The organism is Maritalea mobilis (assembly GCF_004363175.1).
Lineage (GTDB): Bacteria > Pseudomonadota > Alphaproteobacteria > Rhizobiales > Devosiaceae > Maritalea > Maritalea mobilis.
On sequence record NZ_SNYR01000002.1, the window covers coordinates 353739 to 378270 of the forward strand.

25 protein-coding genes and 1 riboswitch are annotated in these 24532 nt (G+C 52.1%); of the genes, 11 read left to right on the plus strand and 14 right to left on the minus strand.

All coding sequences use genetic code 11. The annotated features are described in order from the left end of the window. Positions 1 to 97: 97 nt before the first annotated feature. Positions 98 to 385: a GIY-YIG nuclease family protein gene (locus ATL17_RS09545; RefSeq protein ID WP_133572579.1), complete on the plus strand. Its 288-nt coding sequence runs from the start codon at positions 98 to 100 to the stop codon at positions 383 to 385. A 266-nt stretch (positions 386 to 651) separates the two neighbouring features. On the opposite strand, the gene ATL17_RS16995 is transcribed toward ATL17_RS09545, so the two are convergent. Together ATL17_RS16995 and ATL17_RS09555 are read right to left on the minus strand one after the other, a co-directional pair. Further along, complete coding sequence (locus tag ATL17_RS16995; RefSeq protein ID WP_208111176.1) at positions 652 to 1782, minus strand: fascin domain-containing protein; 1131 nt, start codon at positions 1780 to 1782, stop codon at positions 652 to 654. Between the two features lie 181 nt (positions 1783 to 1963). Beyond that, a complete protein-coding gene (locus ATL17_RS09555) occupies positions 1964 to 2980 on the minus strand; it encodes an AraC family transcriptional regulator (protein WP_133572580.1) in 1017 nt (338 codons plus the stop codon). A gap of 128 nt (positions 2981 to 3108) precedes the next feature. Between ATL17_RS09555 and ATL17_RS09560 the strand changes: the two genes are divergently transcribed. The 3 genes from ATL17_RS09560 (at position 3109) to smc (ending at position 8066) form a co-directional block, all read left to right on the plus strand. Next, a complete protein-coding gene (locus ATL17_RS09560) occupies positions 3109 to 3762 on the plus strand; it encodes a DUF4386 family protein (RefSeq protein WP_166638986.1) in 654 nt (217 codons plus the stop codon). A 113-nt stretch (positions 3763 to 3875) separates the two neighbouring features. Then, a complete protein-coding gene (locus tag ATL17_RS09565; protein WP_133572582.1) occupies positions 3876 to 4574 on the plus strand; it encodes a thioredoxin domain-containing protein in 699 nt (232 codons plus the stop codon). A 30-nt stretch (positions 4575 to 4604) separates the two neighbouring features. Next, positions 4605 to 8066: a chromosome segregation protein SMC gene (gene smc / locus ATL17_RS09570; protein WP_133572583.1), complete on the plus strand. Its 3462-nt coding sequence runs from the start codon at positions 4605 to 4607 to the stop codon at positions 8064 to 8066. Here the strand turns inward: smc and ATL17_RS09575 are convergent. Continuing rightward, complete coding sequence (locus ATL17_RS09575; RefSeq protein ID WP_133572584.1) at positions 8063 to 8656, minus strand: TetR/AcrR family transcriptional regulator; 594 nt, start codon at positions 8654 to 8656, stop codon at positions 8063 to 8065. The two genes, smc and ATL17_RS09575, sit on opposite strands and share 4 nt — an antisense overlap. 294 nt (positions 8657 to 8950) lie before the next feature. Between ATL17_RS09575 and ATL17_RS09580 the strand changes: the two genes are divergently transcribed. From ATL17_RS09580 to ATL17_RS09600, 5 genes are all read left to right on the plus strand, one after another. After that, positions 8951 to 9355 (plus strand): AtpZ/AtpI family protein, encoded by a 405-nt coding sequence (locus ATL17_RS09580; protein ID WP_133572585.1) that lies wholly within the window; start codon positions 8951 to 8953, stop codon positions 9353 to 9355. Between the two features lie 17 nt (positions 9356 to 9372). Beyond that, the gene (locus tag ATL17_RS09585; protein ID WP_133572586.1) at positions 9373 to 10140 is read left to right on the plus strand and encodes a F0F1 ATP synthase subunit A; all 768 of its coding nucleotides are present in this window, start codon (positions 9373 to 9375) and stop codon (positions 10138 to 10140) included. An 87-nt stretch (positions 10141 to 10227) separates the two neighbouring features. Next, positions 10228 to 10455 (plus strand): F0F1 ATP synthase subunit C, encoded by a 228-nt coding sequence (locus ATL17_RS09590; RefSeq protein WP_133572587.1) that lies wholly within the window; start codon positions 10228 to 10230, stop codon positions 10453 to 10455. A gap of 140 nt (positions 10456 to 10595) precedes the next feature. Continuing rightward, positions 10596 to 11159 (plus strand): F0F1 ATP synthase subunit B, encoded by a 564-nt coding sequence (locus ATL17_RS09595; protein ID WP_133572588.1) that lies wholly within the window; start codon positions 10596 to 10598, stop codon positions 11157 to 11159. A 4-nt stretch (positions 11160 to 11163) separates the two neighbouring features. Beyond that, the gene (locus ATL17_RS09600) at positions 11164 to 11646 is read left to right on the plus strand and encodes a F0F1 ATP synthase subunit B family protein (protein WP_133572589.1); all 483 of its coding nucleotides are present in this window, start codon (positions 11164 to 11166) and stop codon (positions 11644 to 11646) included. A gap of 82 nt (positions 11647 to 11728) precedes the next feature. Here the strand turns inward: ATL17_RS09600 and ATL17_RS09605 are convergent, their stop codons facing one another. Then, positions 11729 to 12100, minus strand: coding sequence for a potassium channel family protein (locus tag ATL17_RS09605; RefSeq protein ID WP_208111177.1), 372 nt, complete (start codon positions 12098 to 12100; stop codon positions 11729 to 11731). Positions 12101 to 12225: 125 nt separating this feature from the next. Here ATL17_RS09605 and ATL17_RS09610 point away from each other — a divergent pair, with 125 nt between their 5' ends. After that, positions 12226 to 12606, plus strand: coding sequence for a VOC family protein (locus ATL17_RS09610; protein ID WP_133572591.1), 381 nt, complete (start codon positions 12226 to 12228; stop codon positions 12604 to 12606). Here ATL17_RS09610 and ATL17_RS09615 read toward each other — a convergent pair. The 8 genes from ATL17_RS09615 to ATL17_RS09650 all read right to left on the minus strand — a co-directional run bounded on the left by ATL17_RS09615 (position 12603) and on the right by ATL17_RS09650 (position 19982). After that, positions 12603 to 13052 carry a GNAT family N-acetyltransferase gene (locus ATL17_RS09615; RefSeq protein WP_133572592.1) on the minus strand — a complete coding sequence of 150 codons (450 nt, stop codon included), beginning with the start codon at positions 13050 to 13052 and terminating at the stop codon, positions 12603 to 12605. The genes ATL17_RS09610 and ATL17_RS09615 overlap by 4 nt on opposite strands. Before the next feature lie 171 nt (positions 13053 to 13223). Next, positions 13224 to 14777, minus strand: coding sequence for an aminomethyl-transferring glycine dehydrogenase subunit GcvPB (gene gcvPB, locus ATL17_RS09620; protein ID WP_133572593.1), 1554 nt, complete (start codon positions 14775 to 14777; stop codon positions 13224 to 13226). After that, on the minus strand, positions 14777 to 16117 hold the full coding sequence (gcvPA, locus tag ATL17_RS09625) for an aminomethyl-transferring glycine dehydrogenase subunit GcvPA (RefSeq protein ID WP_133572594.1): 1341 nt from the start codon (positions 16115 to 16117) through the stop codon (positions 14777 to 14779). Before gcvPA ends, gcvPB begins: the two co-directional genes overlap by 1 nt. Before the next feature lie 12 nt (positions 16118 to 16129). Next, on the minus strand, positions 16130 to 16498 hold the full coding sequence (gcvH, locus tag ATL17_RS09630; RefSeq protein WP_133573151.1) for a glycine cleavage system protein GcvH: 369 nt from the start codon (positions 16496 to 16498) through the stop codon (positions 16130 to 16132). Positions 16499 to 16516: 18 nt separating this feature from the next. Next, entirely contained in the window at positions 16517 to 17656 is a 1140-nt protein-coding gene (gene gcvT, locus ATL17_RS09635; protein WP_133572595.1) for a glycine cleavage system aminomethyltransferase GcvT, read from the minus strand. 167 nt (positions 17657 to 17823) lie between these two features. After that, positions 17824 to 17916, minus strand: a riboswitch (glycine riboswitch). Positions 17917 to 17958: 42 nt separating this feature from the next. After that, entirely contained in the window at positions 17959 to 18555 is a 597-nt protein-coding gene (locus tag ATL17_RS09640; RefSeq protein WP_133572596.1) for a hypothetical protein, read from the minus strand. A 51-nt stretch (positions 18556 to 18606) separates the two neighbouring features. Beyond that, entirely contained in the window at positions 18607 to 19104 is a 498-nt protein-coding gene (locus tag ATL17_RS09645; RefSeq protein WP_133572597.1) for a peroxiredoxin, read from the minus strand. A 44-nt stretch (positions 19105 to 19148) separates the two neighbouring features. Next, a complete protein-coding gene (locus ATL17_RS09650) occupies positions 19149 to 19982 on the minus strand; it encodes a protein-disulfide reductase DsbD domain-containing protein (protein ID WP_133572598.1) in 834 nt (277 codons plus the stop codon). A 148-nt stretch (positions 19983 to 20130) separates the two neighbouring features. Here ATL17_RS09650 and ATL17_RS09655 point away from each other — a divergent pair, with 148 nt between their 5' ends. Further along, positions 20131 to 20715, plus strand: a complete 585-nt coding sequence (locus ATL17_RS09655) for a YqgE/AlgH family protein (RefSeq protein ID WP_246028678.1) — start codon at positions 20131 to 20133, stop codon at positions 20713 to 20715. A gap of 3 nt (positions 20716 to 20718) precedes the next feature. Here the strand turns inward: ATL17_RS09655 and ATL17_RS09660 are convergent, their stop codons facing one another. Then, a complete protein-coding gene (locus ATL17_RS09660; protein WP_246028679.1) occupies positions 20719 to 23838 on the minus strand; it encodes an EAL domain-containing protein in 3120 nt (1039 codons plus the stop codon). A gap of 82 nt (positions 23839 to 23920) precedes the next feature. Next, the gene (locus ATL17_RS09665) at positions 23921 to 24523 is read right to left on the minus strand and encodes a GNAT family N-acetyltransferase (RefSeq protein ID WP_246028680.1); all 603 of its coding nucleotides are present in this window, start codon (positions 24521 to 24523) and stop codon (positions 23921 to 23923) included. Between the last annotated feature and the right edge of the window lie 9 nt (positions 24524 to 24532).

Sequence of the window (24532 nt, forward strand, 5' to 3'; positions counted from 1 at the left end):
GGTGCCAAATCCAAATGCGGTTGAGAAATTTCTGCCAAACATTCTCCCGTCATTACCGGGCTTGACCCGGTAATCCATGTAGCGGCAGAGTTTAGCCATGGGTGGATGGGTTTACATCATGAGCAACAAGATGAACGGCACGCTTTATGTTGGCGTGACGAGTGACTTGGTGCGGCGGGTTTATGAACATCGCGAAGGTCTTGTTGACGGCTTTACCAAGGCAAATGAGTTGAAGCGATTGGTTTATTTTGAGGCGCATGATGAGATTGGCGCGGCTATTCAACGGGAGAAGGGTTTGAAGCGTTGGTCGCGGGCTTGGAAGGTTGAGTTGATCCAGAAACTTAATCCGTTCTGGGATGATTTGTTTGATCAGATTTGTGGGTGAATTGGCTTTGTGCCGTTTCGCTTGTGCTTCATGGCCCCTCGGGTCAAGCCCGAGGGTGACGGTGGTGGGGCATGGTTGATTGTGGTGTGCAAAGCTTGCCATTCTAAGGGGCGGCAGGTTTGATGGATTGCGGGGCAGATTCATGTTCACGCTGCGGAAGTTCCTCTTGCAATAACGCGCGGAAACTTGGTTTGAGATGCGCCAAGTTCTAGCACCTTACCAAACCTCCCTCCCCGGCAAGGGGAGAGAGATAAAAGGTCTAGAGCTTAGCTTTTGGCATAACAGCAGGTTTTGACATTTCCCGCATCTTCATAAAGTTCGGCCAAGTCGCTGGCCAAAAGCACGACTTGTGCGATAAATGCGACCCCTTCTGTGGCGAACCATGCAATTAGCTGGGCGACGAACGTGACAGCAAACTTGATTTTGTCCCAAGTGCTGGTGATTGCAGACGATACGGAAGACAACAAAATCTGGAAGAAATTGCCATTGTAGATGTCGCTGAGCATTTTGAAGAATTGGTAGGCTTTTTGCGAATTGCTTGTGGCATTGCGGAAATTATAGACCGTTTCGCGGAAATCGTTCATGCCCTCGACTTCGATTTTCAACGCCAATTTTTCGGCAATTGTTGATTTTCCGGGAATCTTTAGCCCCATCAAACCAATAGCCGTGACAAATCCATCAACAATCATATGGGCTGCAGCAGATTGGCAGGAGCTTGGAGTGTCATTTGTTGATGCGAGATCAATATCAAAAATCCCCTCAAGCTCCATAATTTCACTATCTGTCGGCGCTGTGCCTTCGATAATGTGTTTGATGATCAACTCATTATATTTATCAAGGCTCTTGTCGTAACTCGGGTAAAGTTCACCCAGCTTATCGATGGCGTCATTTAAGTGTGCGCCGAGGTGGAATTTCTCCCATGGGCCTGCCGTGTATTGGCAATTCACAACGCCGCCGCCTGGGCCTGTTGGTTTGGTGACGCCTGTTCCATCGAGGCGCAAAAACACGTTGGGGAACGCATTGGATTCAATGGTGACAATGTTGCCGTTTGCTTCACTGGATTCAACAATTGAAATTTTGAACTTCTCCCAAGGCCCTGCGGTATATTGGCAGTTCACAACGCCGCCGCCCGGCCCTGTTGGTGAAACGACGCCCGTGCCATCCATGCGCAAGAACACGTTTGGAAACGCCATGGAGCGGAATGAGAATGTGCCATCATCATTGCGCTCCAGCGCGAAAGTTTCCCATGGGCCAGCGGTATATTGGCAATTCACCACGCCACCGCCGGGGCCCGTTGGCTCCGTAACGCCTGTGCCATCCATCCGCACAAATACATTGCTGAAATGCTGAGACCCGATTGAAACCGGGAAGAAATCAATTTGACCTGTAACCGTCATAATAACCTCAATAAAGTAAATTTAAAAAAGCTCATCCGGCTTGGCGGTTGCCAAATCGGGTGGCTCTTCCATCTTTAATTGAGCAGCATGGTGCGTTCGGTTAATCGGTACGCAGGGGCAAATACATACGGCTAATGGTATGATTACATAGGGATTTTTATCTTTATGTCGCTTGTGGACTTCACCCCACCGCCTGCCACGAGCCCGGGGCCTGTCCCGTCCAGCGTTTGAAGGCGCGGGAGAAGGCGCTGGGGTCGGAGAAGCCGACGAGGTAGGCGGTTTCGTTGGCGGAGACTTTTTTCTCGGCGAGATAGTGGCAGGCCATTTTGTGGCGGAGGTCGTCGCGCAATTGTTCGAAGGAGATGCCTTCGGCTTTGAGGCCACGATAAAGGCTTTGGCGGGAGAGACCCATTTTTTCGGCCACCTGATCCATGGTCAGCTCGCCCGTGTGTAGCACGGGGATCATGATGCTTTCGGCCCTGCCCTTTATGGTTTTGCTGCTTTCCAGCTCTTTCATCAATGCATCGGCATGTTTGGAGAGAATACCAAAGGCATAGCGGTCCGCATAATCAGTTTCTACTGTGAGCCAAGAGGTTTCAATTTCCATGGCGTTGCGGTCTGCCGCGAATTCAACCGGGGCCTGCAGCACCCGGTCATAATCTTTATAATGGGCGGGCCGCTCATGGGTGACCTTGATGCGTTTGACGAAAGGGGTGTCGCCGAAATGGCGGCGGAACTCGCAGATGAATCGGCCAAAGGTGCTTTCGGTGAGTTCGGGAAACTCATTGGGGTTAATCCGCGTATCTTCCAGCCACAATTCATTGCCCTCCGGCACGAGAGCAAAGCGTTTGCCTGCGGTGCCGATATCCACCTCGGCCACCAACTGACCATAGCGGTTGAGCTGCGCCAGTGCTTCGCCCATATTGGCAGTGGATTCAGCGATCAACCCGACAATGGAGGTGCGGACAAAGGGCATGTCCCAACAATAATCCAACGAAAAGGCCGGATTGTTGGTGTGCGCTGCGCCCAGCTGCATCATGCGGCGGAATTTTTCCATCGGCACGCGGTTATCCGCATCGGCGAAAATGGCATCATCCAAGTCGACAGCGGCCAATAGCGCGGAACGGGATGCGCCCTTATCCACCGCATAATCCAAGATTGATTTTAGATAACCAGCTGAAACGCTACCTTTTTCCATCGCCGTGCCCCCACTTTGCCCACATATTAGCCGGGTGATATGTGGGGTCAATAAAATGATTTCTCAAGTCATTTGCGCCCTGCCCAATGCACCTTATGTGCAAGCCACGTTAATTTTGCAGGATGAAAATGATGAATGTGAATTTGCAAAAAGCCGGCGGCTGGGCCGGATTGGTGGCTGGCGGCACATATATTTTTGGCTTTGCCTTGTTGCTCGCCGTATTGGCCCCCGCCGGATATTTTGAAGGCGAAGTGGCCGACAAGGTTCAATTTATGATCGACAACAAGACCACGCTTGCCGTGTGGAATTTTGTGATTTGGATTTTGAACAGCTTTGCCATGGTGGTGTTGGCCGTGGCGCTTTATGATCAGTTGAAAGGCGGCGCGCCGACTTTGGCGGCTATCGGGTCTGCCTATGGCATCATCTGGGCCGGGCTGATTTTGGCCGCGGGCATGGTTTCTAACATCTCGCTGGAAGCGGTGACGAGCATGGCGGGGAACGATCCCGAAGGCGCAGCGACCTTGATGCTGGCGCTATCGCATGTGGAAAACGGCATTGGCGGCGGCAATGAATTGGCCGGGGGCTTTTGGGTGTTGGTGATCTCGCTCGGCGCGTTTTTGTCGAACCAATTGCAAAAGCCGCTCAATATTTGGGGCATGGTGATTGGTGTCGCGGGTCTCTCCACGCTTCTCCCGGGCGCGGAAGAGATTGGCGGCTCGATCTTTGGGCTTGGCTTTATTGTTTGGTTTATCTGGGCTGGCGTGTATTTGCTGCGGAAATAAGCGGCATATCACTCAAATGTGAGGTGGGGGCAGGACGGCAATAGCGCCCTGCCCTCTTGCTGCCATCATTATTATGTGTAAGTTGCCATCAAACAATTGATGGAGAGTGGAACGTGGAACTTTCTCGCAGACATATGCTGATGGTTGGCGCTGGGGCCGGTGCCTTTTTGCTGGCCGGGTGCGACAACAATAACGGCAATGCACAAGCTGGCAACAAAAGCGAAGTGAACACAGCCGATAATGAAACCCCAACTGAATATGCCCCAACTGGCGATTTGATGAAGCCATTGGCGTTTAAAGACCGTTGGATCGGCAATGATGATGCAAAAGTGACTGTGATTGAATATTCATCACCCACTTGCTCGCACTGTGGCACGTTCCACAACTCAGTTTATCCGCAGTTTAAAGAGCAATATGTCGATAGCGGCAAGATCCGCTTTGTGGTGCGTCCGTTCGTGCGCAACATTCTCGATGCAGTGGTTTACATGCTCGCTGCAAGTGAAGAAGAAGGCGTGAATGTGGATTATTACGACATTCTGGCGAAGTTCTTTGCGACTCAACGCACCTGGGCAACCTCCGAAACGCCGCGTGATGCAATTGCTGAAATTGCATTAAATAACGGATTTACACAGGAAACCTTCGACGCCAGCTTGACAAACCAAGCGCTTTTTAAGGAACTAGAATTGTTGCGGACCCAGGCGATTGAAGAGTTTAACCTGAGCGCGACACCTTCGTTCTTCGTGAACGGCAAGCTGATTGAAGGGGTAGTTCCGCTTGAAAATTGGGCTGAAGAAATCGATCCACTTCTTTAGACCCTCGCACTTCTTTATTAGAGGCGCGAGATGAAATTTTCGCGCCTCAAACTTGTCGGTTTTAAAAGCTTTACCGACCCCACCGAACTTCACCTCAAATCTGGCCTAACCGGCATTGTTGGCCCCAATGGCTGCGGCAAGTCTAACCTTGTGGAAGCCTTGCGTTGGGTGATGGGGGAAAACTCCTATAAGAATATGCGTGCCTCGGGCATGGATGACGTGATTTTTTCCGGCTCATCCAACCGCCCACAGCGCAACTCGGCAGAAGTGAGCCTGGTGCTGGACAATAAAGACCGCACGGCCCCTGCCATTTTCAATAAAGATGATGAGTTAGAAGTGACCCGCCGGATTGAGCGGGAGCAAGGCTCTGTCTATCGCGTGAATGGCCGCGAGGTGCGGGCGCGCGATGTGCAGCTTTTGTTTGCGGACGCCTCCACCGGGGCGCACAGCCCGGCGCTGGTGCGCCAAGGGCAGATTGGCGAGCTGATTGCGGCAAAGCCCGTGCAGCGCCGCGCGATCTTGGAAGAAGCGGCTGGCATTTCTGGCCTGCACTCACGCCGTCATGAGGCAGAGCTGCGGCTGCGGGCGGCGGAAAACAATCTTGACCGCGTTGACGATATTATCGGCCAGGTGAGCACTCAGCTTGAGAACTTAAAGCGACAAGCGCGGCAAGCCACGCGCTATCGCGGACTTTCGGGCGAAATTCGCAAGGCTGAGGCGACCCTTTTTCACCTGCGCTGGGTGAACGCAAAGGTGGCGGAGAAGGAAGCGCAGGCGGAGCATCAACGGTTGGTGAATTTGCTGGCCGATGCGACCCATGTGGAACTAGGTGCACGGCAGAAGCTGGAACAATCTGAAGCCGAGTTGACACCATTGCGGCAGGCTGAGGCCGAGGCAGCGGCAGCTTTGCAGCGGGTTAAAATGGCGCTGGAGCAATTAGAGGCTGACGCACGCCGTGCCAAAAATCGACGCATTGAGCTGGAAGGCCGTGCACGGCAAGTGAATGCCGATGTGGAGCGCGATGACGCGCAGGTGAAAGAGGCCAAGGAGTTTTTGCTGGGGCTGATCGACGAGCAAAAGGGTTTGCTGGCCGATGAAGAAGCTGAAGCAAAAGATATGGCAACGGCCCAGCAAGAGGCCGAGCGCACCAGCGTTGAAACCGAAGAGTTTGAAAAAGGCTTGAGCGCCGAGCGCGACAAGCTGAGCAATTTGCGCGCCCACAAGGCCCAAACCGAGCGCAGCTTAAATGATGCCCGTGTTCGGGCGCAAAAGCTGGTGCAGCAATTGGCTGATGTGCGCGAGGAAGCGCAGCAACTTATCGCCAAATTGCAAGAAGATAAAACCATTCAGTTGCGCGAGCGCGAGCTGGATGAGGCCCGGACAAAACTGGCGGCCAGTGAGCAAGCGGCTGACCAAGCTGAGGCACTGGTTGAGCAATCCCGCCAGGCTTTGGATGCGCTGACCGAGCCGCGCAACGGCGCAAAAAGCGAAGTGACGCGGCTGGAAGCAGAAGCCCGCGCGATCCACAACATGCTCAATGTGCATGACAAATCGCTATGGCCCGCCGTGGTGGATGCCCTGCAAGTGGCGCCCGGTTATGAAACTGCATTGGGTGCGGCGTTGGGCGATGATTTGGATGCTTCTTCGGATGCAGGTGCCCCTCTCTATTGGGCAGGTGCCGAAGTGGGCACGACTGACCCGAGTTTGCCCGATGGCGTGACCCCGCTCAGTCAATTTGTGACCGGCAGCACTTTGGTGTCGCGGCGGCTCAAACAAATTGGATTGGTGGACATTGCCCAAGGCAAGGCGCTGCATAATGAATTGCAAGTGGGCCAAGCCCTTGTGACGCTGGAAGGCGATTTGTGGCGTTGGGACGGATTTGTGGCACGGGCAGATGCGCCAAGCGCAGCGGCTCAACGGCTAGCGCAGCGCAATAGGCTGCAGGAGATTGAGGCGGATTTGGCCAAAGCTAAGACTGCCGCCGCAGAGTTAGACGTGCAACATCAGGACGCGACGACCAAGTTGAATGCAGCTCGGCAGGACGAGCAAGCCAAGCGGCAAGCCTATCGTGACGCCCAACGGCAGATCAACGTGGCTCAAGGCGCGCTGGATGCAGCGCAAAAGGGATTGGTGGACCTCACTTCTCGTCGGTCCGCGCTGGAAGAAGCTGAAATTCGGCTCAAATCGAGCCATGATGAAGCGCAAGCTGCTGTTGCCGATGCGGAAGCGGCCTTGGCACAAATTGAAGATGAAAGCGCTTTGGCGCAAAAGATTGAGGCCGCAAACCAGAAATTGGCTGAGCTACGCCGCGTGGCCAATGATGCGCGGATGCGGTTGGCCGGATTTGAAAATGCAGCACGGATGCGCAAACAGCGGCTAGAGCGCATTGGTGCCGAAACGCAAAAGTGGCAGAACCGCTTGAACGACACGCAGGCACACTTGGACGTGTTGGCCAAGCGCAAGGCGGATATTGACGAGCAACTGGCACAATTGGCGAGTGCGCCCGACCAGTTCAGCGAAAAACGCGCGAAGCTGGAAGACCAGATTGAAGATGCTGCCCACGCTCAAAGACGTGCGGCAGACAAAGTGGCCGTGGCCATGGAGCGCCAGCGCAATGAAGATAAAGATGCGCGCGATGCCCTTTCCGCCCTTTCTAAAGTGCGTGAAGAAATTGCCCGTATTGAAGAGCGCCTCAAGTCTTTGGCCAGCCAGCGGATGCAAATTGAGCAAATGGTTTCTGAAACGCTGGACATTCCAGCCAGCCGCACTGCCGAGGTTGCCGGACTAAAGCCGGAAGATGCCCTGCCCGAACTTGATAAGGTTGATGCGAAGCTGGAACGGTTAAAGCGCGAGCGTGAACGGTTGGGCGGCGTGAACCTGCGGGCAGAGCAAGAAGCAACCGAGACCGAAGAGCAGCTTGATATTATGGTGACGGACCGTGAAGATTTGATCGCGGCAATTGCCAAACTGCGCACGGGCATTTCGAACCTAAACCGCGAAGGCCGACAACGGCTAACGGAAGCGTTTGATAAAGTGAATAATCACTTCAAAGATTTGTTCACTCAATTGTTTGGCGGCGGCACGGCGGAACTCACCTTTGTGGAAAGTGATGATCCCCTAGAAGCAGGGCTAGAGATTATCGCGCGGCCACCGGGCAAAAAGCCACAAACCATGACATTGCTTTCTGGTGGCGAGCAGGCACTGACGGCCATGTCGCTGATCTTTGCGGTGTTCCTCACCAACCCTGCCCCTATTTGCGTGTTGGACGAAGTGGACGCGCCATTGGACGATGCCAATGTGGAGCGCTTCTGCAATTTGCTGGATTCAATGCGGCACAAAACGGACACCCGGTTCGTGACCATCACCCACAACCCGATCACCATGGCACGGATGGACCGCTTGTTTGGTGTGACGATGGCCGAAAAAGGCATTTCCAATTTGGTCTCTGTGGATTTGACCACTGCAGAGAGCTTCTTGGAAGATGTGGGCTAAATTTTTGGCCCTAGTCCCAATTGGCGCAACTGCGATAAGGCAAGCTCTTCCAGCATCTCTAAATCCGGCAAACTGCGCGCTAGCAAATTTATCTGTTCAATAAGCGCAAAGAGTTGATGACCTAATTTTTCGCAATTGGTGCCGCGGGGTAATTCTTTCCCCTCAACTGCCCACCGACAAATCTCTATCAAGCGCGCAATTCGGTCTTGATTGACTTGCTGAACAAGGTCGCGCAGATCGGGTTCATCGTCCCGCAACTCCACCGACAAATTTGTCAGCAAGCATCCTTTTCGTTCACTACTTACATGCTGAGCGCATAATTCGCGAAAAAGTTCATTCAACAGAAAGCGCACATCAATGGGACGGGTTGCCAAAACCAATGCAATTTGCGGCGACTGCATTTCATAATAAAGAACAAGATTTTTAAGCAGCGCGTCGCGTGTGCCAAACGCGTTATAAAAGCTAGATCGGGTTAGGCCGAGATGATCTGCCATACGCTTCACACTCATGGCAGCAATACCCTCTCGCCAAAACATATCCAGCAGCACATCATAAGCATCAATGAGGTCAAAGGATTTAGTACGGGCCATTTTCAGCTCAAATTCAGTTCAAGCTCTTTTTATACACATATGTACAAAAAGCAAGATTTTCTCGAATCCTTGAACGCGTCAGTTTTTGAATTAAGGAGAATTGTTGGCCAAAGTTAAATTTGAGAGGAATTTGACGTTTCAAAAAGATTCCAACACTTCGAATTACATATAATTTTCAACACCTTAACTAACACGCCCAAATCTTGACACAAAAAAGGCAAAGCCCTATGGTGCGCCCGAATTTGTAGGGTGCGAATTTTTCGCAAAAAGAGCCAGTTTTGGCGGGTTGGTGGAATGCCCAATTCTGATAAAAATGGCACTGAAAAGTCGCACTCGACTGGTTTGGAAAACCAACAGCCAACATCTGACCTTGGCGCCCGCATTTCGGCGGCACGTAAAAAGGGCGGATTTGACCAAAAAGGTTCTCAGACCAGTGAGCACATGACCACACACGCAAAAGCGGCGCGATTGGGCACCGAATTTTTTGCGGCGATCATTGTGGGGAGTGCAATTGGATATTTTGCCGATGAGGCGCTGGGCACAACGCCATGGCTCTTGTTGGTAATGGTATTGGTGGGGTTTGCCGCCGGTGTTTTGAATGTGGTGCGTGTCACCGCGCAATGGAATGCTGACGCGGTGATTACACCTGATATGGATATGGGCCCAGAATCGGACGATGAGGACGAGGACGGTAAATAGCGACAAGGGGCTGGAGCGTGGCAAACGATCCAATTAAACAGTTTAAGATCACGGACATTTTCACCATTGGTGGTGCAGGCGAAGGCGAAACAGGCGGTTTTGAAATCGCGTTCACCAACTCTGCTTTGTTCATGGTTGCAACCGTAGTTCTGATTTCTGCATTCTTGATTTTGACCACACGTGGCCGTGGCTTGGTGCCAGGTCGTCTGCAACTTCTCTCTGAGATGATGTATGAGTTTGTGGCCAATATGGTGCGATCTAGCGCCGGCACTGAAGGGATGAAGTTCTTCCCATTCGTATTTTCGCTTTTCATGTTTGTTTTGATCGCCAACATGTTGGGCATGGTGCCTTATTTCTTCACCGTAACTAGCCACATCATCGTGACATTCGCTTTGGCGCTGTTGGTGATCTCTGTTGTGCTTGTTTACGGCTTTTGGAAAAACGGTTTGGGCTTTTTCAAGCTGTTCGCCCCAGCGGGTGTGCCTGGCTATTTGTTGCCAATCGTTATTCCGATTGAAGTGATCTCATTCCTTTCACGTCCGATCAGCCTTTCAGTTCGTTTGTTTGCGAACATGTTGGCGGGCCACATCACTTTGAAAGTGTTTGCGGGCTTTATCGTGACCATGGGTTCAGCGGGTGCCGTTGGTGCATTCGGCGCGATCTTGCCAATGTTTATGACTGTTGGCTTGACCGCATTGGAGTTTCTTGTAGCAGCGCTGCAAGCATATGTATTTGCCCTTTTGACTTCGATGTATCTCAACGACGCGATCCATCCGAGCCACTAAGGCGAACGAGTTTAAAGAATACTGGCCTGGCATAATGTCAGGTCGGCAAGAAACAAAATTGATTCAGCTTTTCAATAGGAGTTAAAAATGGAAGCAGAAGCAGCTAAATATATCGGTGCCGGCATCGCATGCTTTGGTATGGCGGGTGCAGCTATGGGTGTGGCAAACATCTTCGGTAACTTCTTGTCAGGCGCTTTGCGCAACCCATCAGCAGCTCAAAGCCAGTTCGGTAACTTGGTATTCGGCTTTGCTGTGACCGAAGCTTTGGGCATTTTCTCATTCCTCGTTGCCCTTTTGCTTTTGTTCGTTGTTTAATCAACGTTCAATTTAGGTTTAAGGCAGCCCTGATCTGATGATCTATATGGGCTGCCTTTCATTGCATTTTTGCCAATTTTCGGCACATTAATGCACTGTTTGTTGCCTTTCGGGGCAACTTAAAAAAACCAGGTATTCACATGGCAAGCAGTACAAATACAAGTGATGGCACCCATGCGACCACAGAGGCGTATGGCGGAGATCATGGCGGATCTGGTGTTTTCCCACCATTTGATTCCAGCACCTTCGGCTCTCAAATCTTGTGGTTGGCACTGACATTTGCTGCGCTTTATATCTTGATGAGCAAGGTGGCTTTGCCGCGCATTGGTGAAATTCTTGAAGTGCGTCGTGATCGCATTGAAGGGGATTTGGCCGAAGCAGAACGGTTGAAGCAAAAGACCGACCAAGCCATCAGATCATATGAAGCAGAATTGGCCGACGCGAAACAGAAAGCGCACAATATTGCCGAGGAAACACGGGATCAAATCCGTGCGGATCTCGACGAGAAGCGCGCTAAAGTGGAAGCCGATTTGGCAAAGAAAATGGCAGTTGCCGAAAACAATATCCGCGAAACCAAACAGGCCGCTATGGACCATGTTGACGAAATCGCATCAGAAACAGCTTTGGCTATTGTGACCAACATTGTTGGCCGCACAGCACAAAAAGCTGCGAAAGACGCGGTGGCCAAAGTGGTGAAAGGATAACAAGATGGAATTAGATGCAACCTTTTGGGCGTTTATCGGTCTTGTGATCTTTTTGGCTCTGATCACCTATTTGGGCGTGCCCAAAAAGATGACAGAGGCGCTTGATAACAAATCCAAGCAAATCGCGGATGAGTTGGAAGAAGCGAAACGTTTGCGCGAAGAAGCGCAGGCGCTTTTGGCTGAATATGAGCGCAAACGTAAAGCCGCTGAAGATGAAGCCGCCGAAATTGTTGAAGCTGCTAAAGCTGAAGCGGATCGGATGACGGATGAGGCGCAAAAATCTTTGGACGATTTGATCAATCGCCGCACAAAAGCGGTTGAAGAGAAAATTGCCCAAGCTGAAGCACAAGCTTTGGCTGATGTGCGCGCCCGTTCAGCGGATATCGCAGTTGAAGCCGCAAAGATTGTTTTGGCCGAAAAAATGGCTGAAAAAGGCGACGCATTGATCGACGCCGCAATCAAAGATGTTTCTGCAAACTTGAACTAAGTTCGTAGATCAGCTTAACGGTTTAAATTAAGCGGGCCCTTTGGGGCCCGTTTTTTATTGGAGCGTTTAAACGCTCCCTTCCCTAGTGAAGATGTTTTTGCTGACGGCGTTCGGCTTTCTTTTCCTCAAGCTCTTCAAACTCTTCAACAGATTGGCGCAGCACCGTGTTGGCAATGCGTGTGACCAACGCAACAAAGATGCCCATGCCGCAAATCACATAGACGATGGTGAAGAGCTTACCCAGCTGGGTTTCTGGCGTGATGTCGCCATAGCCCACGGTTGAAATGGTCATCACTGTGAAATAGAGCGCATCAATAAAACCCCAGCCTTCGATCCACATATAGACGAGTGCGGCAAGCACGATTATGGCGATGGTCATCGAAAGAATGGTTTTGACCGTTTCATCACCAAAGGCAGCTTTTAAGCCTCTGAGAAAAATTGAAATCTTGCGCACGTGAACCTCTTTTTCTTTTAGCTGTATCACCGCATTTCGCTGGAAACAACAAAGCGCACAACCACTTATTGAAGCCAACGGTAAATTCATGCAAAATGCAACTATATTGATTGAAGAGGTTTTTTATGAAGTTGCATCCCATGTTGATGTTCAAAGGCAATGCAAGCGACGCGTTGGCCCATTACACCAGTGCAATCCCCGCCGCGGCGGTGACCGATAAACGCACGCGCGACGACGGCACCATCGAGTCGGCCAACTTGGTTTTTGGCAATAATCAGCTGTTGATGATCGATAGTCCCATCGATCAACCGTTTGACTTCACCCCCTCCTTTTCTCTGTTTGTGTTTTTTGACGATCCGGTGAGCCTTGATCTGGCCTATGAGCGACTGTCAAAAGAAGGGCAAGTGATGATGAATTTGGGCGAATATGATTTTGCCAAACGCTATGGATGGGTCGGCGACAAGTTTGGCGTGTCTTGGCAACTCTGTTTGCCGACGCAACATTAGAGCGTCAGTTCCATTTGCGGTAATTTGCGACCGGGGATTGATTGTGATGCGACTTCTCCGGTCGTTTTAAAGCCCATATGAGCGTAAAACGCTTCTGCATGGGGATCTGCAACGGTTGTGATGAATTTGGCGCTGTGCTGGCGCGCAAATTCGGTTCCCCATTCAAGCAACAGGCGGCCGATGCCTTTGCCAATGAACTCTGGCTCCACGAATAACAGCTCTAGCTCAAACCCGTCTCCTAGACGATCTAAGCGAAGGACACCTGCCGCCCGCTCATTCTGCTCGCCGACCATGATTGTGTGTTGGCTGAGATGTTCCTGTGTAATGGTCAGTTCTTCCCGACACGCTTCAATAAATGCAGCATCATATGGCCAATAGGCCTTGGCGCGGAGGCACAGGGCGCTTAGCTCTTCAAGTTCTTCGCGGCGGGCGGGTCGGATGTTCATGGGGGAAAGATGAAAGGCAATTGGAGCAATAAAAAGGCGGCGGGTTCTGCAGTACCCACCGCCTAATGAAGCGGTATTTATTTGTTATTGTTTTACCGCTTTTGTCTGTGTTTCCACCTCACCAATGAGATGAAAAAACCGCCCCACGACTATGCCGTGGGGCGGTTCAAATTATTCAGCCGCTTCTTGCTGCGCTGGCGCTTCCCACTTGAGGATTGGCGCACGTGCCGCGCGGGTTTCATCCAAGCGACGCATTGGGGCTTTCATTGGGGCGTTGGTGAAACGCTCCACATTGCCTGCCTTTGCATCTTCCATCAGCTCGCGCATGGTGCCGATAAACTGATCAAGCGTATGAAGGCTTTCGCTTTCTGTCGGCTCGATCAACATGGCGCCATGTACCACCAATGGGAAATACATGGTCATGGGGTGATAGCCCTCGTCGATCATGGCCTTAGCCAAATCAAGCGTTGAAACGCCTGTGCCTTTCAAGGTGCTGTCATCAAACAACACTTCGTGCATGCAAGGCTGGCCGCCATATGGCGCATGATAAAGGTCTGACAATTTGGCTTTGATGTAGTTGGCATTAAGCACCGCATCACGCGCTGCACGACCCAAACCATCAACACCGTGAGACAGCATATAGGTCAACGCACGGACATACATGCCCATTTGACCATGGAATGCTGACAAGCGACCAAGATGATCACTGCCTTCGCCTTTGTTTTCCACCAAGGTGAGCTTGTCACCATCGCGCTTTGCATAAGGCAAAGGCGCATAAGGGGCCAACGCGTCAGACAACACAACAGGACCAGCACCTGGGCCACCGCCACCGTGTGGGGTGGAGAAGGTTTTGTGCAAGTTGATGTGCATCGCGTCGATGCCCAAATCGCCCGGACGCACAACGCCCATAATGGCGTTAAAGTTGGCGCCATCGCAGTAGAAATAGGCGCCGGCTTCGTGCACCGCATCGGCAATTTCGATCACGTCAGGCTCAAACAAACCACATGTGTTTGGGTTGGTGAGCATGATGCCTGCAACGGTTTCATCCAACGCGTCTTTAACGGCCTGCACATCCACCGTGCCATCTTCACGCGCTTTGATGGGCTTCACTTTGTAGCCCAAAAATGCCGCAGTGGCCGGGTTTGTGCCGTGGGCGCTTTCAGGCACCAGCACGATATTCCGGTGGCCTTGGCCATTGGCTTCGTGGGCTGCCTTGATGGCCATCATGCCGCACATTTCACCGTGGGCACCGGCTTTTGGCGTCATGGACACGGCTTTGGTGCCGGTCAATTCCATCAACCAATTGGCCAGCTCTTCCATCAATTCAATCGCGCCTTGCACGGTTGATTGTGGTTGCAGCGGGTGAATATCCGCGATGCCTGGCAAGCGTGCCATTTTTTCATTGAGGCGCGGGTTGTGCTTCATGGTGCATGAGCCAAGCGGATAGAAGCCTGCATCGATTGAATAGTTCAAACGAGAAATACGCACATAGTGGCGCAAGGCTTGCGGCTCGGTCAGGGCTGGCAAATCAATGTCTGACTTGCGAGCAAAGCTACCCAATTTTGACCCAACTTTTTGATCAAGCGCAGGTAAATCCACGCCAGATTTTTCTTTGGTGCCGATTTCAAAGATCAATGGCTCAGATGGCAGCAAAGCTGCGCCATTTACAGCGCTTGATGAAGCGACATTTTCTACGCCGGTTGGACGGCCTTGATTGTTCAACATCAGATGACCTCCTTCAAAGCGTTGGTCAATGCGTCAATATCTGCATCGCTGGTCAATTCAGTGGCCGCGATGACCAACAGATTTTCCAGATCTTTCTTGCCAGGCTCCAAGCGTGACACAGGCACACCTGCGAGAATGTTCTTCTCGGCCAATGCTTCAACCACAGGAGCAGCGGCTTTTGGCAGCTTCACGGTGAACTCGTTGAAGAAGTGACTGTTCAGCACTTCAACGCCATCGATTTTGCTCAAAGCATCAGCCGTTTTCACCGCTTGTTGGTGGTTCAACAATGCCAAATGCTCAATACCTTTTTGACCCAGCAAAGACATGTGGATCGAGAACGCCAAAGCGCAGAGGCCAGAGTTGGTGCAGATGTTTGATGTGGCTTTATCGCGGCGGATATGCTGCTCACGGGTGGAGAGCGTGAGCACAAAGCCACGATTGCCTTCAGCGTCTACGGTTTCACCGCACACACGGCCAGGCATTTGCCGCACAAGGTTTGGACGAGTGGCCATCAAACCGACATAAGGCCCACCGAAAGTGAGTGGGTTGCCGATGGATTGGCCTTCGCCAACCACAATGTCCGCCCCTTGTGCGCCGGGAGATTCGATTGCGCCGAGAGACACCACTTCGGTGAACACGGCGATCAAAAGTGCGCCTTTTTCATGGGCAGCTTCGGCAATCGGGCGCAAATCGCGCAAATTGCCATAAAAGTCTGGCGACTGAACCACAACGCATGCGGTGCTGTCGTCAATCTGCGCAATAATGTCTTCTTGCGCTGTTGGGTCAGCCTGCATGCATTTGAATGCAGGGTCTTTGCCCAAATAAGTGGCGATGGTGTCGCGATATTGCGGGTGCAGACCACCTGACACAACAACACCATCACGTTTTTTCAAACGGCGGGCCATCAACACGGCTTCCATGGCGGCTGTTGAGCCATCATAAAGCGAGGCGTTGGCCACTTCCATACCTGTCAAATTGGCCACTTGTGTTTGAAATTCAAACAGCATTTGCAGCGTGCCCTGAGAAATTTCAGGCTGGTATGGGGTGTAGGCGGTCAAAAACTCTGACCGCTGGATCAAATGGTCCACGCTGGCGGGCACATGGTGGCGATACGCCCCTGCCCCAACGAAGAATGGACCATCTCCACCGGCGCGGTTTTTGCCCGCAAGCTGGCGAATATGCGCCTCTACGGCAAATTCTGGCTGATGATCAGGCAAGTCAGGCTTGGCTGTGTCAAAAACCTTTTTCGGTACGCGTACAAACAGCTCGTCATCGCTTTTGATGCCAATGGCATCGCGCATGACCTGTCTGTCTTGATCACTATTTGGAAGATAGCGCATATTTGTCCTCGTTTAGTCGATGTGCGCCTTATAGGCGTTTTCGTCGAGCAAGCCTTCAAGCTCGCCAGCGTCATCAATTTCGATTTTGAAGAACCAGCCATTTACAACTGGGTCAGAGTTCACCAAGCCTGGCTCATCTGCCAACGTTTCGTTCACAGCCACGATGGTGCCGGAAACTGGCGCGTAGATTTCAGACGCCGCTTTCACTGATTCAACAACGGCAACTTCGTCACCTTTTGAGAATTTGGCGCCAACTTCTGGCACGTCCACAAACACCACATCGCCCAACTGACCTTGCGCATAATCGGTGATGCCCACGGTGCCTTGGTTGCCCTCAACGCGGATATATTCGTGATCTTCGGTATATTTAGTATCGCTCATCATTTCCCCCTTAAAGAACTAGAGACGCACATAATTTGCTGGTGTGAATGGAAGCTTGGTCACGGTGCCTTTGGCTGGCTTGCCGCGCACAATGGCGGTCAATTCCGTGCCAATCTTCGCTTTTTCAGCCTGCACATAGGCAAAGGCCACCGGCGAACCGATGGTTGGGCCGAATGTACCTGACGTTACTTTACCAATTGGATTGCCGCTTTCGTCAACAATGTCTGCGCCTTCACGGACGGGCATGCGGCCTTCAAACAAAATGCCAACGCGCTTTTCAGCCACGCCATCAGCAATCAGTTTTTGAACTTTAGATGCGCCGGGGAAACCGCCTTCAACGCGGCGACCTTTGCCAATGGCAAAGATAAGGCCTGCGCTGATTGGATCGCGCTGGTCATCCATATCGTGGCCATAGAGGCAAAGCCCTGCTTCAAGGCGCAAGCTATCGCGGGCGCCAAGGCCAGCAGGCTCAACTTCGTCATTGCTCACCAGCAATTCAGCCAGTTTCACGGCGTCTTCATTGGCAACAGAAAGCTCAAAGCCATCTTCGCCAGTGTAACCCGCGCGAGACACATAAACATCAATGCCCTCAATGGTGGCGGCAGCGGCGTTCATGAAGCTTAGTTTTTGTGGCAAATCGCAATAGCGCGACAGCACGTCAGCCGCCTTTGGGCCTTGCAGCGCCAGAAGGGCTTTGCTGTCAAAGAATGTGTCGATGTCCAGTTTGTCGCCCAGAGCGGCTTTCAAAATGGCCACGTCATGATCTTTACGACCAGCGTTGAACACGATGAGCAATGTGCCATCTGTGCCCGCTTCGGCTGGCCGTGTGACGATCAGATCATCCTCAATGCCGCCATTGTCGTTCAGCAAAAGCGTGTAGCGCATTTCACCTGGTTTCAGCCCAACCAGATCACCCGGCATCAAGCTTTCAAGTGCGCGCGCCGCTGTTTCATGGTCAGCGCCTTTAACGGCAACTTGGCCCATGTGCGACACATCAAAAAGCGATGCTTCATTTCTTGTGTGATTATGTTCGTCCACAATGCCTTTATATTGAACCGGCATTGCATAGCCCGCAAAACCAACCATGCGACCACCCCATGCGATATGGGTGTCGTTCAATGGCGTTTGCAAAAGATTGGAAGTTTCCGCCCCTGCCATAATTCCCTCAACTGTTTAACCGACGAGTGCCAGCATCGCGACAAATTATGTCGCCTGGCGCCCCCCCTGTCGGGTAAACCTGAGAGATTTCCCGGAACTGACGTTCCGGCTACCCCCTTCGGTGGAATTAACTTAGTACTCTAAGCCAACTCGCTTTCCAGAGTTATGTTGTGCATGCGGTCCCTGTTGCCTGAGAGTTTCCGGGGCGGTTGCTCCTTCGGCGTTGAGCTCAAAGGCCCAATCTCTCCCGCATTGCAGTGGTCAACCTAGCAGCAATTTCTGCTAGGTCAACAAATATTCACTTATCCTTTTGGATCAAAACCAACCCAAATGGTGATCTGCTCGCCACCAACATACGGAATCGCGACGTTTTCAACGACTTTCACGAACTCTTCGCCTTGGTTTGGCGGTGTAATTGTGATGGGGATATCGTATTTTTGAGAGAATACAGCCATTTCATCGCGCTCAACAGCGAAGCGCAATGGCACATTAACTGCGCCTGAGCCTGCCTGTGGACCAGCCAACAAGCGGCCAACAACACCCATTTTCACGGTGATCAAGCCATTTGATACAATGCAGTTACGTGATTGCTTATCAATCACCGCCTGATAGCGCAGACCCTTTGGATCGCCACTGCGGCCATTGGCATAGAGCGCAAAGCTTTCACCACCCGGACGGATTTTAATTTCAGGGCATTCGCTGGCGATGATGGGCAAGGCTGTCGGCGCAGAACTTGCAATTTCTGTCTCGCTCGCGGAGCGGTTGATATATTTGCTATCAGATGATCCACCACCGGCGAATGACCCCATGCAACCTGACAAGGCAAGCGCTGCCAAAATGGCGGCACCAGCCACGCGCGATGGTTTTAGAAATTTCTCAGAAAATACGCGTACTGACATGCTTCTCACTTTTCGACCCGAAGGCCCCCCGAATAACCCCGTACAACCGTTTTATTGGCTGTTTTTAACCACATCCAACATATGTGGTGCGCCTGTAACGACAACTTCGCCGCCCGGCGCTTCAATCTCCACATGGGAAATTACGCCATCTTTGACCAAAAGGCTAGCGCGAACATATCGCGTGCCAAATCCTGCTGCAGAGAAATCTTTATCCAATTTTAGCGCTTTTGCCAAATCTGCGTTGCCATCGGAAATCAAATCGACAAATCCAAAGGCACCTGTTTGCTCGCCCCAGTGCTGCATCACGAAGTGATCATTCACGGACAAGCAAAGAATACGGTCTACACCGGCTTCTTTAAATTGATCAGCCAAACCAATATAGCCAGGCATATGATTGAGGTGGCATGTGGCGGTGAATGCGCCTGGAACCGCGAAAATAACGGTTGTGCCTTCGGCCACCAGATCGGCGAAGTCAACATCCTTCACGCCCTCTGCATTGACCAATTTCACCTGTTGCGATGGCGCTTTGCTACCAATATCCAAAGCCATAAAGTCCCCTCAATTTTTCACATGTTCAGATAAGGCCTTTTACCCTACTGAGCCAATGCTTCAATCGATAAAATGGGCACCAATTGTTCAAAGGCACCCTGTTCCCCGGAATAGGTCAACCGAGCGGTTGAACCCACAAATGCATCTAAAGGCACATCCTTTAGCGCTTTGATGGTGATTAAGGGAGAACCGGGGCCATTTTGAGGCACATCAAACAGAAGATTTTGCTGTGGTAAATCAAGGATTAATGAATGGTTTTCTCGACCGTCGGCTGACGGTTGAACAACAAATTGATTTTGCGCTTTGTCGAGATAAACCGCTGGGAATGGAGCATTTTCGCGATCATCAACAATTGGGACATCGGCCTTCGCAGCTTCGATTTTGAAGCTCACTGCGATGTCCTTTTTGGCCACATCCAAATATTGGTCCACTTGAAATGTGACAGGCACGCAGATTTCGCCGCAAATACCCATGAGCAGATTGCCGACCAAATGGGGCAGTTCACCATCAGCTTGTTCTGGAAGGTGAATTTCAAATGGCAAAACAAAGTCGTGGTCATACACATAGTCGAAATAGCCATTGGTGATTGCCCGCTTGGGCATGGGCCACAAAAACTCGACCGTTTCAACATTCTCGCTTTTGCCCCAATCGGCGGTCAGCGGAATGCCACTTTCGCCCGGCACGCGCCAATAGGTTTTCATGCCGTCGCGCAATTGAAACTCAAGCGCGGCCATCATTTTACCGTTCTCAACAGCATCGGCAGTGAGCACACGGATTTTGGCGCTGGGTGCCACATCAATCCATGGGCCAGTGGCGGCGCTGGCGGGTGCGGCTGTGGCGGCAATAAGGGCAAGAATGATCGGTGTTTTTGAGTTCATAAACTGCTCAATAGCTCAGATTTGTGGCGCGGGAAAGACACTCTTGATCAGAGCTTTGTGAACGATATTTGATTTACCGCATTTACCCGTTAAGCTTTTATTCATATGGATGGAGCGAGAATCGAGTAACCAACAAAAGGTGTAGCAAGTGACTTTTTCGCTTAAAGGCCAACTCTTGGTGGCCATGCCAGATATGGAAGACGAACGGTTTAAGGACACCGTGATCTATATGTGCGCCCATAGCGAGGAAGAAGGCGCGATGGGGCTTGTGGTCAATAAGCGCATGCCCGACTTGCAGTTTGCTGACTTGATGGCCCAGTTCGACATCAAAGTGGCTGACAAGGTTGAGGAAGGCCATGCCGACCCATACCAACAGCCAATTGTGGTGGGTGGCCCTGTTGAAACTGGACGCGGCTTTGTGCTGCACACACCTGACTATCAAACCGTTGATAGCTCCATGAATGTGGCTGACAATATGTGCCTTTCCACCACCTTGGATATTTTGCGCTCAATTGCTGAAGGCGACGGCCCGGAAAAGGCGCTTTTGGCGCTGGGCTATTGCGGCTGGGAACCCGGCCAGTTGGAAAGCGAATTGGGACGCGATGGCTGGATGGTTGCCCCGGCGAGCGACGAATTGATTTTCACCACGCCTATGGAGCAGCGCTATCGCAAAGCGCTGCATGATGCCGGGATTGAATTGGCGTTCCTATCGCCAACATCCGGCAACGCTTAATCTCTAATTCTTTGATTCTGGTTTTGCAGGCTTTTTCGCATCGCTTTTGGCGCTAGCGGCCTGCTTGGCTTGCGCTGCTTTAGCTTCCTGTGCAGCTTTTTCAGCGTTCGCACGTTTTTCCGCCGCACGCTTCTCTGCTTCCTGCGCGCGCAGCTCTGCCATTTTTTTGGCCTGCTGTTCTTTTTCAAGCTTGCGCGCCTGCATTTCCGCATCGCGTGCAGCTTGCTTACGGTTCTTGGCGTCTTTGGTCAGCAATTGAATAAATTCTGCACCAGACACTGCTTTTGAGAAGGCAAAGCCCTGCGCATAACGACAGCCAAGGCTTTGGATGCGCGCAACTTCATCATCGCTTTCTGCACCTTCGGCGATCACCTGCAAATCCAAATCATGTGCCAAAGACATGACGGCCTTCATGATTGGCATTTGGGTTTGGGCGATGCCGTGACGTTCACCCAACTGTACGAAGGTTGAAGGAATTTTGATAAAATCAAACGGGAACCGATGCAGATAAGAAAGGGATGAATGGCCAACGCCAAAATCGTCCAATGCCAACCGGAAACCAAGGCTCTTCAACGAGTCCAGAATAAAGGCCGATTGCTCGGGGCTCGTCATCACTTGGCTTTCGGTGACTTCAAGCAAGAACCGCTTTGCGATTTCGGGATTGGTGGACACCAATGCCCGCATGTCGTTGAGCATCGTATCTGACGAAAGCTGCTGAGCTGACATATTGATGGACAGGAAGAAATCCCGTGCCATTTCGCCGCTCGACAACCAGTTTTTCAACTGTGCCGATGTTTGCTCGATCACCACACGCCCAAGCTTTTCAATTAGCCCTGTGCGCTCTGCCAATGGGATAAATTCGGATGGGCTGATGGCACCGCGTTGCGGATGATGCCACCGCATCAACGCTTCCGCCCCCGCCAAACGCCCATTTGTGAGGTCGAAGATCGGCTGGAACAAAATCTGCAATTCGCGATTATCAATGGCCGATTTCAGATCCACATCAAGCGGATTGCGTAACACGCCAGCGTCAGTTGTGGTGGTGCGATAGGCTTCGATCCGGTCGCCACCATCGCGCTTGGCGTGCAGCATGGCCAATTCGGCATTGCGCAGCACCTGCTGCGGCGTGGTCGGCTTGTTGTCGTAAATGGTGATGCCCATCGATGCGGAGATCGACAATTCATTGTCGCCGAACTTGATCGGCTCTTTGATCGCTTTGCGCAATTGCTCAGCAAAACCTGCAATGCTGGCAGCACTCTCCTCTGACACAAGGATAACGGCGAACTGGTCGCCATTGATGCGGGCCAATGTATCCAATGGGCGCATCAAGCGGGACAAACGACGAGAGATGGCGAGCAGCACAGAATCCGCTGCAACATGGCCGATCCGCTCGTCCAAATTCATGAAGCCGTCCAAATCGATCAAAAAGACTGCTGGCTTGGTGGCGCGTTTCTCGCGGGAACGGGTGAGCGCCCGCTCCAACCGGTCGAGATATAGTTCAATATTTGGCAGGCCTGTCAGGCTGTCATGCACCGCATCGTGCAGCAAACGATCACGTGCAACGCGCTCGTCTGTCACATCTTGTAATGTGCCCACGCAGCGCGACACTTCATCGCCACCGCCCAGCACAGGCTTTACGCGCAACCGGAAATTACGGTAGCTGCCATCATGGCTGATGATGCGGAAATCAGCAGAGACTTTGCCGCGGCGCAGCTCAACCAGCGTATCAAGCGCGGTGCGGAACCGATCGCGATCTTCTGGGTGCAAGCGCTCAAGCCATAATTTAATGTCCCCACGCAATGCGGAAATATCTTCTCCCAAACGAGCGGCCAAGCCATCGGACACCACCACACGGTCGCGTTCAATGTTCCAATCAAACACAAAGTCGCCACTGCCTGTGAGGGCAAGCGCACGGCGCTCCACTTCAGACAAAGCACCGATAGAGACCTGCCCCTCGGTAAAGGCATGTTGGATGGCGGTGAAGCCCAACAACATCACGATCAAAACAAGACCACCCGCGACGGCAGATTGGGCAATATCGTTGGTGATGTCGCCGGAAACGACCATATAGGCAAAGACCAGCCAAGCCACAAAGATGATCCAGGTGGGGACAATCAGAACCGCACGGTCATAGCTGCGCACGGCAAGAAAGCCGACAACGACAATACCAAAGATGCCCAACAGCGCCAGAACTGCCCGCGCTGTGCCCACGGCCAGCACTGGCTGGAAAAAGGCCAGAATGATCAAGGCCAACATCACCAGCATTAGCGCGAGTGCCAAATGGATGAAGCGGATGTGCCATCGGTGCAGATTGAGATAGATGAACAGGAAGCCAAATAAGGTAGTGGCCAGCGCTGCTTCGGCGGCGGCGCGATAGGTTTGCAATTGGGTTGGCTGAATATTGATCAGCTTGGCGAGAATGCCAAAATCCACCAGCAAATAGAACATCACGGCCCAGGCCAGCGCAGCGGCGGCTGGAAACACGCCCCGCCCCTTCACCACAAACATAATGGACAAGAACACGGCCAATAGACCGGAAACACCCAGCACGGTGCCGCGGAACAGCGTAAAGGCGTTGATATAATCGCGGTAGGAAGAAGGCTCCCACAATACTAATTCTGGTAGATTTTCGCCTTCCAGCTCAACCACATAGGTCACCGTTGCGCCGGGGTCGACTGTGATGGAAAATACGTCCGCTTCCTGATCAGCAACGCGGGTTGGGCGGAAGCCCTGACTGGCAGTGATCACATTGATGCGCTTGCCGCCCAAATCTGTGCGGAACACACCGGAACCGGGCATTTGAAAGAATGGCGCCACCAACAGGCGTTCAACCTGCACGTCCAGCGGGTTGTGGATGGCGATCAGCGCCCAATTGGGGTTGGTGCTTGTGTCGGTGGCCTGCACTTCGATGCGGCGAATGATGCCATTTACATCTGGCGCTGTGGACAGCTGCACACGGCCCTCTTGGCCCTCGCGAAGCTCCACCGCTTCGGTGAGATCAACCGCGCCCACTTTTTCTGGAATCGTAACCACTTCCAATGCAGAGGCCGCCCCAACCCATAAAAATAGGCATAGGTGCGCCAAAACAAAAAAAGTGGTACGCAGCGCGCGGTACATTCCCATATTTACCCCCAACGGTTTTTCGTAGCCCGAAAAAGCCGTTACATCAACTTTATTGTGGTGGTTATCTTCAGATCTCAAGGGCTTAGGATCTAGGTTGAACGTGATCTATGTAACGTTCTTTGGTGAGCCCGAATAGCACGTGGTCCTGCCATTTCCCATCAATCTTTAAATAGCCTTCTGCCTGTCCTTCGCGCATGAACCCGTTCTTCTCCAGCACTCTCATAGAGCGCTGATTATCAACAAGACATGCTGCTTCGGCGCGGTGGAGATCCAATTCATCAAAAATAAATGGCAAAACTCTGGCAACAGCCTCACTCATAATGCCTTTATTGATTTGATCCACACCTACCCAATAACCAAGGGTGACGGTTTGTGCCACGCGCCGCCGCAGGTTAGAAAGGTTCAAGCCCCCAACCAGCTTGGGGTTTGGGCCTTTTTCAAACAACAAAAAGGCATAGGCTTTATCAGCCGCAGCATCCGCCCGCGCTTTTTTGACGCGGTGCCGAAAGGAAAAACGCGCAAGCTCGGTTTCGCCCCATCTCGGCTCAAATGGTCTCAGGAAAGTCTGGCTTTTCGCGCGCAGCTCCGCCCATTGCGGATAATCTTCCATTTCGGGCAAACGCAGAATCAGCCGCTTTGATTCCAGCGGCGCAAAATTTTGCGTTGAAAAGAAGCGCCCGATCACCACGCTTCC

Coding starts and splice junctions, on each gene's coding strand:
- ATL17_RS09545 (WP_133572579.1), top strand. CDS start 98: ATGGGTGGATGGGTTTACATCATGAGCAACAAGATGAACGGCACGCTT.
- gcvPA (WP_133572594.1), bottom strand. CDS start 16,117: ATGCGCTATCTTCCAAATAGTGATCAAGACAGACAGGTCATGCGCGAT.
- ATL17_RS09600 (WP_133572589.1), top strand. CDS start 11,164: ATGGAATTAGATGCAACCTTTTGGGCGTTTATCGGTCTTGTGATCTTT.
- ATL17_RS09610 (WP_133572591.1), top strand. CDS start 12,226: ATGAAGTTGCATCCCATGTTGATGTTCAAAGGCAATGCAAGCGACGCG.
- ATL17_RS09615 (WP_133572592.1), bottom strand. CDS start 13,052: ATGAACATCCGACCCGCCCGCCGCGAAGAACTTGAAGAGCTAAGCGCC.
- ATL17_RS09575 (WP_133572584.1), bottom strand. CDS start 8,656: ATGGCCCGTACTAAATCCTTTGACCTCATTGATGCTTATGATGTGCTG.
- smc (WP_133572583.1), top strand. CDS start 4,605: ATGAAATTTTCGCGCCTCAAACTTGTCGGTTTTAAAAGCTTTACCGAC.
- gcvPB (WP_133572593.1), bottom strand. CDS start 14,777: ATGTTGAACAATCAAGGCCGTCCAACCGGCGTAGAAAATGTCGCTTCA.
- gcvT (WP_133572595.1), bottom strand. CDS start 17,656: ATGGCAGGGGCGGAAACTTCCAATCTTTTGCAAACGCCATTGAACGAC.
- ATL17_RS09560 (WP_166638986.1), top strand. CDS start 3,109: ATGATGAATGTGAATTTGCAAAAAGCCGGCGGCTGGGCCGGATTGGTG.
- ATL17_RS09595 (WP_133572588.1), top strand. CDS start 10,596: ATGGCAAGCAGTACAAATACAAGTGATGGCACCCATGCGACCACAGAG.
- ATL17_RS09555 (WP_133572580.1), bottom strand. CDS start 2,980: ATGGAAAAAGGTAGCGTTTCAGCTGGTTATCTAAAATCAATCTTGGAT.
- ATL17_RS09640 (WP_133572596.1), bottom strand. CDS start 18,555: ATGTCAGTACGCGTATTTTCTGAGAAATTTCTAAAACCATCGCGCGTG.
- ATL17_RS09650 (WP_133572598.1), bottom strand. CDS start 19,982: ATGAACTCAAAAACACCGATCATTCTTGCCCTTATTGCCGCCACAGCC.
- ATL17_RS09580 (WP_133572585.1), top strand. CDS start 8,951: ATGCCCAATTCTGATAAAAATGGCACTGAAAAGTCGCACTCGACTGGT.
- ATL17_RS09645 (WP_133572597.1), bottom strand. CDS start 19,104: ATGGCTTTGGATATTGGTAGCAAAGCGCCATCGCAACAGGTGAAATTG.
- ATL17_RS09590 (WP_133572587.1), top strand. CDS start 10,228: ATGGAAGCAGAAGCAGCTAAATATATCGGTGCCGGCATCGCATGCTTT.
- ATL17_RS09660 (WP_246028679.1), bottom strand. CDS start 23,838: ATGGGAATGTACCGCGCGCTGCGTACCACTTTTTTTGTTTTGGCGCAC.
- ATL17_RS16995 (WP_208111176.1), bottom strand. CDS start 1,782: ATGACGGTTACAGGTCAAATTGATTTCTTCCCGGTTTCAATCGGGTCT.
- gcvH (WP_133573151.1), bottom strand. CDS start 16,498: ATGAGCGATACTAAATATACCGAAGATCACGAATATATCCGCGTTGAG.